Below are 12,544 nucleotides of genomic sequence, written 5' to 3' on the forward strand. Positions count from 1 at the left end.
CCCATGTCCGAGTACCTGAAGGACAAGGTCATCATCATCACCGGCGCCGGCAGCGGCTTCGGCAAGCTCATCGCGGAGAAGACCGCGGCCGCCGGCGCGCATGTCGTCGGAGTCGATGTCAACGCCGAGAACGTCAACGCCGTTGTCGACGGCATCCGCTCGGCCGGCGGTTCGGCCCTCGCCCAGGTCGCCGACGTCACCGACATGGAGCAGGTCGCCGCCGCCGCGACGGCCACGGTCGAGCAGTTCGGCGCCATCGACGTCCTCGTCAACAACGCGGGCGTCATGCCGCTGGCGTACTTCGCCGATCACGCCCGGGCCTGGCAGAAGTGGCACGCCGCCATCGACATCAACATCAAGGGTGTCGTCAACGGCATCTCGGCGGTCTACGACCAGATGATCGCCCAGGGGCGCGGCCAGGTCGTCAACATCTCGTCGATCTACGGCAACGCGGGCATCGAGGGATCAGGTGTGTACAGCGCCACCAAGGCTGCCGTCACCACGATCTCGGACTCCCTGCGCATCGAGGCCAAGGGCAAGATCAAGGTCACGACCGTCAAGCCGACCGGCATCACCGGCACCAATCTCGCCAGCTGGATCGTCAACGACACCGCGATCATGGGCCTCGTCGGGCAGCGCGCCGCCTCCTACGGCGAGCACGTCACCGCCCTCATGAACGACGACCTGCCCGCCGAGCTCACCGACGTCGACTCGATCAAGTACTGGCTGATCAAGCCCGACGACCTCGCCGACGCCGTCGTCCACGTCATCGACCAGCCCTGGGGCATCAGCCTTTCCGACGTCACGGTGCGCGCCAGCGGCGAGGACTACCTGTACTAGACCGACTCGCCCACCGATCGACCAGGAGTGTCCTGATGTACCCCGGAGCCCACCTCTCCACCCGTCCGCACGATCCCGCGGTCATCATGGCCGTGTCCGATCGGCCCGCTCGCTCCGCTCCCGGCGCCGACGGGAGCGAAACGGTCACGTTCACGCAGCTGGAAACCAGGTCCGTCCAGGTCGCCCGGGCCCTGGCCGACCGCGGCCTGCGCCCGGGTGACCACCTCGCGGTGCTCGCCACCAACACCGCGCGGGTCTTCGACATCTACTGGGCGGCAATGCGTTCAGGGCTCTACCTGACCATGGTGAACTGGCACCTCACCGCCGCGGAGAGCGCCTACATCGTGACCGATTGCGGCGCAAAGGCACTGATCGTCGACGCCGCTCTCGCCGACGTCGGTGCCGAGCTGATCCCACTCACCGCCGGCGTCGAGACCCGCTTCGCCTACTCCGGAGCGATCGACGGTCACGACGACCTCGACGCCGCCGCGTCGGTGCAACCGGTCGACCCACCCGCGGATCAGCCGCGCGGTGCGGACATGCTCTACTCCTCCGGCACCACCGGACGGCCCAAGGGCATCAAACCGGAATTGCCGAACCGGCAGATCGACGAGCCCGGCGACACCATGACGGCGATGAACTCGTCGGTGTGGGGCGTCGGTCCCGACACGGTGTACCTGTCGCCTGCTCCGCTGTATCACGCTGCGCCGCTTCGGACGTGCGCTTCCGTGCAGGCGCTCGGCGGCACGGTGGTGGTGATGGACCGATTCGACGCCGAAGGCGCGCTTGCCCTCATCGAAGAGCACCGCGTCACCTACAGCCAGTGGGTGCCGACGATGTTCGTGCGCATGCTGCGTCTTCCCGAGGAGGTGCGCGCCGGGTACGACACCTCGAGTATGAAAGTCGCGGTGCACGCCGCGGCGCCGTGTCCCATCGACGTCAAACGGGCCATGATCGACTGGTGGGGCCCCATCCTCTCCGAGTACTACTCGTCCACCGAGCTCAATGGCCTGACCATCGTTGACACGCCGGAATGGCTGGAACATCCGGGGACTGTGGGGCGTGCAGTGCTGGGCACGATCCGGGTCTGCGACTCGTCGGGGGCCGAGGTTCCGACCGGCACCATCGGCACGATCTACTTCGAGCGGGACTCGTTGCCCTTCGAGTATCACAACGATCCCGAGAAGACCCGGGCGGCACAGCATCCCGACCACCCGACCTGGACGACCACGGGCGACGTCGGCTACGTCGACGACGAGGGACACCTCTTCCTCACTGACCGGGAGTCGTTCCTGATCATCTCGGGCGGGGTGAACATCTACCCGCGGGAGATCGAAGACGCGCTCCTCGCCCACCCGTCGGTTCTCGACGCCGCGGTCGTGGGTCTGCCCGATCCCGATCTCGGCGAGCGGGTGACCGCAGTCGTGCAACCCGTCGAGGGGCAGACGGGCGACGACGTTCTCGCCGACGCATTGCTGGAGCACCTGCGTCCGCGGATCGCGAAGTTCAAGGTGCCGCGCGAGGTGATCTTCCGGGACACGTTGCCGCGCACGCCGACCGGCAAGCTGGTCAAGCGCAATCTCTGACCCCTTCGTGACGCGCCCTCCGCAACACAACGGCCCCCGCACTCTGAGAGTGCGGGGGCCGTTGTGTTGCTGTCGATTTCGTAGTAGATACCCGCGCTGCACGCGTGTTCGTACTACGGAATCGGGTCAGCGGTAGTCGTTGGAGAACCCGTAGTCGTCCAGCGGCACCGCAGCACCGGCGGGAGCACCGAAGGTGCCGTCCGGGCTGTAGTAGGTGTCGTCGTAGGACGGCACCGCGTAGGCCGCGGCACGCGCCTCCTCGGTCGGCTGGACCTGGATGTTGCGGTACCGGTTGATGCCGGTACCGGCCGGGATCAGCTTACCGATGATCACGTTCTCCTTGAGACCGATCAGCTTGTCGCTGCGGCTGTTGATGGCCGCATCGGTCAGGACACGCGTGGTCTCCTGGAACGACGCCGCCGACAGCCACGACTCGGTGGCCAGCGATGCCTTGGTGATACCCATGAGCACCGGACGGCCGGCGGCGGGCTCGCCACCTTCCTGCACGACGCGACGGTTCTCCGACTCGAACTCGGAACGCTCGGTGAGCGAACCGGGCAGGAACTCGGTGGCACCGGAGTCGATGATCGTCACGCGACGCAGCATCTGACGGACGATCGTCTCGATGTGCTTGTCGTGGATCGACACACCCTGGCTGCGGTAGACCTCCTGGACCTCGTTGACCAGATGCACCTGCACCTGACGGGGACCCATCACGCGCAGCACCTCGTGGGGATCGGCAGCACCTTCCATGAGCTGCTGACCGACATCCACGTGGTCGCCGTCGGCGAGCAGACGCTCGCTGCCGTCGTCGTGCTTGAAGACACGCAGACGCTGGCGCTTGGAGATCTTGTCGTAGACCACCTCTTCGGAACCGTCGTCGGGGACGATGGTGATCTTGTAGAAACGATCGTCGTCCTCGAGTCGCACCCGACCGGACACCTCGGCGATGGGCGCCTTGCCCTTCGGCACACGGGCCTCGAACAGCTCCTGGACACGCGGCAGACCACCGGTGATGTCGTCACCGACACCACCCTGGTGGAACGTACGCATCGTCAGCTGGGTACCGGGCTCACCGATCGACTGGGCCGCGATGATACCGACGGCCTCGCCGATGTCGACGAGCTTGCCGGTGGCCATCGAACGGCCGTAGCACATGGCGCAGACGCCGGTGCCGGTCGCACAGGTGAGCACCGACCGCACCTTGACCTCGGTGATGCCCGCGCCGAGGAGAGCCTCGATCGCCGGATCGCCCAGATCATGACCACGCTCGACGATCACCGTGCCGTTCTCGTCGACCGCGTCGGCGGCCAGCGTGCGGGCGTAGGTGGAGGTCTCCACGTGTGCATCGCGGATCAGCGTGCCGTCGGCCTGCTTCTCGGCGATGGTGGTCATGATGCCGCGCTCGGTGTTGCAGTCGGTCTCGCGAACGATGACGTCCTGGCTCACGTCCACCAGACGACGGGTCAGGTAACCCGAGTCGGCGGTACGAAGAGCGGTGTCGGCCAGACCCTTACGTGCACCGTGCGTGTTGATGAAGTACTCGGCCACGGTCAGGCCCTCGCGGAACGAGGACTTGATCGGACGCGGGATGAACTCACCCTTCGGGTTGGTCACCAGACCCTTCATGCCCGCGAGCGAGCGGATCTGGGTCATGTTGCCCGCCGCACCCGACTTCACGATCATCGGGATCGGGTTGTCGTCCGGGTAGTGGGCTTCCATCGCCGTACCGACCTCTTCGGTGGCCTGCTTCCAGATCTCCACGAGGGCGTCACGACGCTCTTCCGGGGTGAGGGCACCGCGCTGGAACTTGCGCTCCAGACCGTCGGCCCGCTCCTCGTACTTGTCGAGGATCTCCTTCTTCGCCGGCGGCACGAGCACGTCGGCCATCGACACGGTGACACCCGAACGGGTGGCCCAGTAGAAGCCGACATCCTTGAGCTTGTCGACGGTCTGCGCGACCACGATCATCGGATACCGCTCGGCCAGGTCGTTGATGATGACGGCCTGACGCTTCTTCGGCATCTGCTCGTTGACGAACGGGTACTCGACCGGCAGGAGCTCGTTGAACAGCACGCGACCCAGCGTCGACTCGATGTCCCACGGCTGACCGTAGGTCCAGCCGTCCGGGAACTGCTCGGCCTCGATGTCGGCAGGCGGACGCTGATCGGTCAGCCGCACCTTGATGCGCGACTGCACGGTGAGCGCACCACGGTCGACGGCCATGATGGCCTCGGCCGGGGTCGAGTAGACACCGCGCTCGACGTCGTCGGAGCTCGCCGGCGCGTACTCGCCTGCCGCACCCTCTTTGAGGGTGGTCAGGTAGTACAGGCCGGTGACCATGTCCAGACGCGGCATGGCGAGCGGGCGGCCCGACGCCGGCGACAGGATGTTGTTCGACGACAGCATCAGGATGCGTGCCTCGGCCTGCGCCTCCGCGGACAGCGGGAGGTGCACGGCCATCTGGTCACCGTCGAAGTCGGCGTTGAACGCCTCACAGACCAGCGGGTGCAGCTGGATGGCCTTGCCCTCCACCAGCTGCGGCTCGAAGGCCTGGATGCCGAGGCGGTGCAGCGTCGGAGCACGGTTCAGCAGCACGGGGTGCTCGGCGATGACCTCTTCGAGGACATCCCACACCGCGGGACGCTGACGCTCGACCATGCGCTTGGCCGACTTGATGTTCTGCGCCTGGTTCAGATCGACGAGACGCTTCATCACGAACGGCTTGAACAGCTCGAGGGCCATCAGCTTCGGCAGACCGCACTGGTGCAGCTTCAGCTGCGGGCCGACGACGATGACCGAACGGCCCGAGTAGTCGACGCGCTTGCCGAGCAGGTTCTGACGGAAACGTCCCTGCTTGCCCTTGAGCAGATCGCTCAGCGACTTCAGCGGGCGGTTACCCGGTCCGGTGACCGGACGGCCGCGACGACCGTTGTCGAACAGTGCGTCGACCGACTCCTGCAGCATCCGCTTCTCGTTGTTGACGATGATCTCGGGTGCACCGAGATCGATCAGTCGCTTGAGGCGGTTGTTGCGGTTGATGACACGGCGGTACAGGTCGTTGAGGTCGGAGGTCGCGAAGCGGCCACCGTCGAGCTGCACCATCGGGCGGAGCTCCGGCGGGATCACCGGCACGGCGTCGAGCACCATGCCCAGCGGCGAGTTGCCGGACTGCTGGAACGCCGCGACGACCTTCAGTCGCTTCAGCGCACGCAGCTTCTTCTGACCCTTGCCGCTGCGGATGGTCTCGCGCAGCGAATCGGCCTCGGCGTCGATGTCGAAGTTCTCCAGGAGCTTCTTGATCGCCTCGGCACCCATCGCACCGGCGAAGTACTCGCCGAAGCGCTCGTCGAGCTGACGGTAGAGCTTCTCGTCGATGATCAGCTCGCCCGGGCTCAGCTTCACGAAGCGATCCCAGATCTCCTCGAGCTCGTCGAGCTGACGCTGCGCCTGATCACGCATACGACGCATCTCGCGCTCGGCACCGTCGCGCACCTTGCGGCGCACATCGGCCTTGGCACCTTCGGCCTCGAGCTCGGCGAGGTCCTGCTCGAGCTTCTGCTGACGCTCGTTCAGGTCTACGTCACGCTGATCGGTGAGGGCCTTCTTCTCGACCTCGATCTCGGCCTCACGGGTCGAGAGCTCCGCGTGGCGCAGCTCGTCGTCGACGGAGGTGATCACGTAGGCGGCGAAGTAGATGATCTTCTCGAGATCCTTCGGCGCCAGGTCCAGCAGGTAGCCCAGACGGCTGGGCACACCCTTGAAGTACCAGATGTGGGTGACCGGGGCGGCCAGCTCGATGTGGCCCATCCGCTCACGACGCACCTTGGCACGGGTCACCTCGACGCCGCAGCGCTCACAGATGATGCCCTTGAAGCGCACGCGCTTGTACTTGCCGCAGTAGCACTCCCAGTCGCGAGTCGGTCCGAAGATCTTCTCGCAGAACAGGCCGTCCTTCTCGGGCTTGAGCGTGCGGTAGTTGATCGTCTCCGGCTTCTTGACCTCACCGTAGGACCAGTTGTGGATGTCGTCGGCCGTGGCGAGACCGATCTTCAGTTCATCGAAGTAATTGACGTCGAGCACTATTTACCTTTCGTGGCTCTGTCAGATGTTGCTGGTCGGTGATGGTCAGTTCGCCAGGTCGTCGACCGTCGCGGACTCGTTGCGCGACAGGTTGATTCCCAGGTTCGCCGCAGCGCGCTCGAGATCCTCGTCGTCGGTGTCGCGCATCTCGATGGCCGCACCGTCGCTGCTGAGCACCTCGACGTTGAGGCACAGCGACTGGAGCTCCTTGAGGAGCACCTTGAACGACTCGGGGATGCCCGGCTCAGGGATGTTCTCGCCCTTGACGATCGCCTCGTACACCTTCACGCGGCCGACGACGTCGTCCGACTTGATGGTGAGCAGCTCCTGCAGGGTGTAGGCGGCGCCGTAGGCCTGCATGGCCCAGCACTCCATCTCACCGAAGCGCTGACCACCGAACTGCGCCTTACCACCGAGCGGCTGCTGCGTGATCATCGAGTACGGACCGGTCGAACGCGCGTGGATCTTGTCGTCGACCAGGTGGTGCAGCTTGATGATGTACATGTAGCCGACCGACACCGGGTACGGGAACGGCTCGCCGGAGCGACCGTCGAACAGCGTCGCCTTGCCGTCGCCGTTGACCATGACCTCGCCGTCGCGGTTCGGCAGCGTCGAGGACAGCAGTCCGGTCAGCTCCTCCTCGCGAGCACCGTCGAACACTGGGGTGGCAGTGTTGGTGTCGGGCTCCGCCGAGTACATCTCCTCGGGCAGCTTCGATGCCCAGTCGGGCACGCCGCTCGCCACGTCGATGTTCCAGCCGGCCTTGGCGACCCATCCGAGGTGGGTCTCCAGGATCTGGCCGATGTTCATACGACGGGGCACACCGTGGGTGTTCAGGATGATGTCGACTGGGGTGCCGTCGGGCAGGAACGGCATGTCCTCCTGCGGGAGGATCTTGCCGATGACGCCCTTGTTGCCGTGGCGGCCGGCCAGCTTGTCGCCGTCCTGGATCTTGCGCTTCTGAGCGACGTACACACGCACGAGCTCGTTCACGCCGGGGGCCAGATCGTCGTCGTCGTCGCGGCTGAAGACGCGGACGCCGATGACCTTGCCGGTCTCGCCGTGAGGCACCTTGAGCGACGTGTCGCGGACCTCGCGCGCCTTCTCACCGAAGATCGCGCGGAGCAGACGCTCCTCCGGGGTCAGCTCGGTCTCACCCTTCGGGGTGACCTTGCCGACCAGGATGTCGCCGTCGCGGACCTCCGCACCGATGCGCACGATGCCGCGCTCGTCGAGATCCGCGAGGACCTCGTCGGAGACGTTCGGGATGTCCCGGGTGATCTCCTCGGCACCGAGCTTGGTGTCGCGGGCGTCGATCTCGTGCTCCTCGATGTGGATCGAGGTGAGCACGTCCTCCTCCACGAGCCGCTGGCTCAGGATGATGGCGTCCTCGTAGTTGTGGCCCTCCCACGGCATGATCGCGACGAGCAGGTTCTTGCCCAGCGCCATCTCACCGTTCTCGGTGCACGGACCGTCGGCGAGGACCTGACCGGTCTCGACGCGCTGACCCTCGTCCACGATCGGACGCTGGTTGGCGCAGGTGCCGTGGTTCGAGCGTGCGAACTTGCGCATCCGGTAGGTGTCGCGGCTGCCGTCGTCGGCCATGACGGTGATGTAGTCGGCGGAGACCTCCTCGACCACACCGGTCTTGGTGGAGACGACCACGTCGCCCGCGTCGACCGCGGCACGCAGCTCCATGCCGGTACCGACCAGCGGCGACTCGTTGCGGACCAGCGGCACGGCCTGACGCTGCATGTTCGCACCCATCAGGGCGCGGTTCGCGTCGTCGTGCTCGAGGAACGGGATCATCGCGGTCGCGACCGACACCATCTGTCGCGGCGAGACGTCGAGGTAGTCGACCTCGTTCGCGCCGACGAACTCGACCTCCGAGCCCTTCTTGCGGACCAGGACGCGCTCATCGGTGATGCGGCCGTCGAGGGCGTAGTTCGTGTTGGCCTGGCCGACGAGGTAGCGGTCCTCCTCGTCTGCGGTCAGGTACTTGACGTCGTCGGTGACGACACCGTTCTCGACCTTGCGGTACGGGGTCTCGATGAAGCCGAACGGGTTGACCCGCGCGTACACCGAGAGTGAACCGATCAGACCGATGTTCGGACCCTCGGGGGTCTCGATCGGGCACATGCGGCCGTAGTGCGACGGGTGGACGTCGCGGACCTCGAGGCCGGCGCGCTCACGCGACAGACCACCGGGGCCCAGCGCCGACAGACGACGCTTGTGGGTCAGACCCGACAGCGGGTTGTTCTGATCCATGAACTGCGACAGCTGGCTGGTGCCGAAGAACTCCTTGATCGCCGCCACGACGGGACGGATGTTGATCAGGGTCTGCGGGGTGATCGCCTCGACGTCCTGGGTGGTCATGCGCTCACGCACGACACGCTCCATGCGCGAGAGGCCCACGCGGATCTGGTTCTGGATCAGCTCGCCGACGGTACGCAGGCGACGGTTGCCGAAGTGGTCGATGTCGTCGACCTCGACCGGGACCTCCACGCCGCCGGGGACGGTCATGTAGGTGGTGGTGTGCGGATCGGCCTCGTGCAGGCGGACCAGGTACTCGACGGTCGCGACGATGTCCTCACGCGTGAGGACGCCCTCGCCGACCATCGGGTTGTCGGTCAGGCCGAGCTTCTTGTTGACCTTGTAGCGGCCGACGCGGGCCAGGTCGTAGCGCTTCTCCTTGAAGAAGAGGTTCTCGAGCAGGTTCTCCGCGGACTCCTTGGTCGGCGGCTCGCCCGGGCGCAGCTTGCGATAGACCTCGAGCAGTGCCTCGTCCTGGTTGGCGGTGTTGTCCTTCTCCAGGGTGGACATCATGATCTCGGAGAACCCGAAACGCTCGGTGATCTCCTCGTTCGTCCAGCCCAGGGCCTTCAGGAGGACGGTGACCGGCTGACGGCGCTTGCGGTCGATGCGGACACCGACGGTGTCGCGCTTGTCGACGTCGAACTCCAGCCAAGCACCACGGCCGGGGATCACCTTGACGGTGTGCAGCGTCTTCTCGGTGGTCTTGTCGATCGCCGCGTCGAAGTAGACACCGGGGCTGCGGACGAGCTGGCTGACGACGACACGCTCGGTGCCGTTGATGATGAAGCTGCCCTTGTCGGTCATGATCGGGAAGTCGCCCATGAAGACGGTCTGCGACTTGATCTCACCGGTGTTGTTGTTGATGAACTCCGCGGTGACGAACAGCGGCGCCGCGTAGGTCATGTCCTTGTCCTTGCACTCCTCGACGGAGGCCTTGACCTCGTCGAAGTGCGGATCGGAGAAGGACAGCGACATCGACCCGGAGAAGTCCTCGATCGGGGACAGCTCGTGCAGGATGTCCTCGAGTCCGCCGGTCGGGTTGTCATCACCGCGGGCGATCGCCTTGGCGCGCCACTCGGGAGAGCCGACGAGCCACTCGAACGAGTCGAGCTGCAGGTCGAGGAGGCCGGGGACCTCCAGTGGCTCACTGATCTTTGCGAAAGATGCGCGCGCAGGCGCGCCGGGGATGGTTGAGGTGGACTGGCGGTCGAGTGCCAAGATGCGTCCTTCCAACACGAAGTGTTCTACCTAGCTCGGTGCTTGGCTTGATGGGCCGTTCGCCGGTGACACCTGAGATTCGGCGATCACCACGAGCACACACAGCAAAGGTGGCCAGAGGAAGGATCGTGAAGTGGACAGGAGGCAGCCAGCGCAACGTCCAACTGTAGCAGAAAATAGACCCACTTTGTCAAGCGGCGTCTGAAACGAATTGCGCGCCGATGGCTGCCTGCACGTGATTCGCTGGTGACAGCGTGGCCCGACAACGGCCGTTCGTCAAGCGCTACGCGCGAAATTTCTGCAAGTCATGCCAGATCAGAACGCCTCGACCTCATTGATCAGCCAGTCGTCGCCGTGCCGGACCATCCCGAACTGGTAGCGCGGGGCCGCACTCTGCCCGGCGACACCGGCCTGCTGCTGGCTGACGATCATGTTGACCACGACACGCGCGGTGGCGCCGTCGTCGGCGCCGGACAGGTCGGCGACGCCCACGGATTCGACGCGGCAGTCGGCGACCTGCTTGGTCTGGTTGAGGATCTCGCGCTGCTGCGGCAGGTACTTGTCGAAGTCGCTGAGCGCCGTGCCGGTGAGGACCGAGCGCGCCTTGTCCGCCCATTTGTTCACGTCGACGGTGTCGACGGTCAGGTTGCACGCCTTGCTCTGCACCTGGGACGTGAGCTCGGTCGTGGCCGCCTGCTCGACGAAGGCCTTGTTGGAACCGATCGAGGCGCCGGGATGGAGGCCGGCGATCACGGCGAAGACCGCGAGCACGGCTGCCACCGCGGCGAGGATGCCGATGGTGCGTCGTCGGCCGGAACCCGACGTCGACGAGGCCGCCGTGCGCTTCTGCGCCGGGCCGGACCCGGCGCGTGTGCCCGCAGTCGCCGAGTCGCTGGGCCGGAGGGTGGACACCCGGGACACCGGGCGGGTCTTGCCGGTGGGCGCGGGTTTGTCGGGGGTGGTGTCGGCGGTGTGGTCTCGATACGCGTCGGGCTCGCTGCGCTCGCTCGCCGCTACTCGACCAGCGGATGTGGCGTCGGTGACCGCGTCATCGGAAGCCGACGCGTCGTCGGCAGATGGGGCGTCGGTGTCGGCGTCGTCGGAAGCCGGAGCGTCGGAGTCGGCCGGGGCGTCGGAGTTCTTGGCGTCATCGGAAGCCGAGGTGGCGTCATCGGCAGCCGGGGCGCCGTCGGCGACCGGAGCGTCGGCGTCGGTGGCGTCATCGGCAGCCGCGGCGCCGTCGGCGACCGGAGCGTCGGCGTCGGTGGCGTCATCGGCAGCCGGGGCGCCGGCGTCGCCGGCGTCGGCAGGAGGGGCGTCGTTGCCGGCGGGGGTCGAGGTGTCCTCGACCGACTCGGTGCCGGGGTCGACCGGATCCGATCCGGCCGGACGGGGACGGCCCGCGATGCGGGGTGTGAAGGTCCGGTTCGGCTTCTTGCGCGGTGGGCGTGGATTCGTGGGCATCAGTTACCTCCCCCGGGTGTCGCCGACGGGGCGGCTCCCCCGCCGCCGGGTACGCCGGCAGCCGTACCCGGATCCTGGTAGGCCATCGACTCGAGCGGGGTGATGTCGCTGGCCTTCCAGTCGTCGCCCTCCTTGGTCATCGAGACGGAGAAGCCCATGGTCTGTGTGACACCGGCCTCGTTCTCCCGCTTGGAGGTCGCCGCCACGTAGACGAGGACCTTCGCGGTGCCGTCGTCGGCGTCGACCTCGGTCGGGGCGCTACGGATCAGTCGGGACGACAGCGCGGCGGCCTGCGGGCCGGCCTGCGTGATCATCGAGTTGAGATTGCTGACGTCCTGGGTGGTGATCTGTTCACGGGCCTTGCCCGTGAGAGAGCCGTCCACGCGCTTCTTCCAGCCGGCGGTGTCCTTGGGGTCCACCGTCGTCACGTTGATGATGGCCTGCTCGGCGCCGTCGACGGCACCGTCTCGGGCAGTCTGGATCGGCTTCTGGACGAAGTAGGCCTGATAGCCCTGATAGCCGAACCAGATGGCGCACACGGCGGCGACGATCACGGCGAGCACCGCCAGCGCGAGGGCCAGTACCGGTCCCCTACCGGCCGGGCGTGTGCCGTCCGGTCCGTTGTGGTCTCCTCGCGTCGAGGCTGTCGGTGTGTTGCTAGTCATCGGCCGTCACTGTAGTCAGGGGCACCTGAGAGCAGGCCAAGCGACGGATGTCGCCGGCCTGCACAGGGCCTTGCGGTCACTTCTCGTGCACACCCATCAAAGCCGCGAGCTGCTGGGCCAGCGGGTTGAGGTTGAGCTTGTCCGGGTCCTTCTTCGGGATGGAATCCCACGGCTGCTTGAACTGGGGGTTCGCGTAGGTCGCGCGGGCGGCACTGCGGACGCCGGTCGGGTTGCCCACCGGCACGGTGCATTTCGCGTTCGTGTTGAACGGGAAGTCGTCGTAACGGATGTCGAACGACGGATCCTCACGCTTCATCTTCTGCACCATCGCATTGGTGCTCTCATAACCACGCGTACACGCCGCCGGATTGT

The 12,544-nt window shown here is 66.3% G+C and carries 6 protein-coding genes and 1 pseudogene; 2 read left to right on the forward strand and 5 right to left on the reverse strand.

Features of this window, described 5'->3' with window-relative positions; all coding sequences use genetic code 11:
- Window positions 1–3: 3 nt before the first annotated feature.
- Complete coding sequence (locus EEB19_RS21780; protein ID WP_187589408.1) at window positions 4–840, forward strand: SDR family oxidoreductase; 837 nt, start codon at window positions 4–6, stop codon at window positions 838–840.
- Window positions 841–875: 35 nt separating this feature from the next.
- The gene (locus EEB19_RS21785) at window positions 876–2,426 is read left to right on the forward strand and encodes an acyl-CoA synthetase (RefSeq protein WP_187589409.1); all 1,551 of its coding nucleotides are present in this window, start codon (window positions 876–878) and stop codon (window positions 2,424–2,426) included.
- A 126-nt stretch (window positions 2,427–2,552) separates the two neighbouring features.
- Here EEB19_RS21785 and EEB19_RS21790 read toward each other — a convergent pair whose 3' ends face one another.
- The 5 genes and pseudogenes from EEB19_RS21790 to EEB19_RS21810 form a co-directional block, all read right to left on the reverse strand.
- On the reverse strand, window positions 2,553–6,509 hold the full coding sequence (locus EEB19_RS21790; RefSeq protein WP_187589410.1) for a DNA-directed RNA polymerase subunit beta': 3,957 nt from the start codon (window positions 6,507–6,509) through the stop codon (window positions 2,553–2,555).
- 45 nt (window positions 6,510–6,554) lie between these two features.
- A complete protein-coding gene (locus EEB19_RS21795) occupies window positions 6,555–10,043 on the reverse strand; it encodes a DNA-directed RNA polymerase subunit beta (RefSeq protein WP_187589411.1) in 3,489 nt (1,162 codons plus the stop codon).
- A gap of 315 nt (window positions 10,044–10,358) precedes the next feature.
- The gene (locus EEB19_RS21800; protein ID WP_187589412.1) at window positions 10,359–11,507 is read right to left on the reverse strand and encodes a hypothetical protein; all 1,149 of its coding nucleotides are present in this window, start codon (window positions 11,505–11,507) and stop codon (window positions 10,359–10,361) included.
- The gene (locus EEB19_RS21805; protein ID WP_262365844.1) at window positions 11,507–12,172 is read right to left on the reverse strand and encodes a hypothetical protein; all 666 of its coding nucleotides are present in this window, start codon (window positions 12,170–12,172) and stop codon (window positions 11,507–11,509) included. Before EEB19_RS21805 ends, EEB19_RS21800 begins: the two co-directional genes overlap by 1 nt.
- Window positions 12,173–12,248: 76 nt before the next feature.
- A pseudogene (locus EEB19_RS21810) lies at window positions 12,249–12,544 on the reverse strand (mammalian cell entry protein); the annotation flags it as partial.

This window comes from Gordonia sp. OPL2, from assembly GCF_003797825.1.
Lineage (GTDB): Bacteria > Actinomycetota > Actinomycetes > Mycobacteriales > Mycobacteriaceae > Gordonia.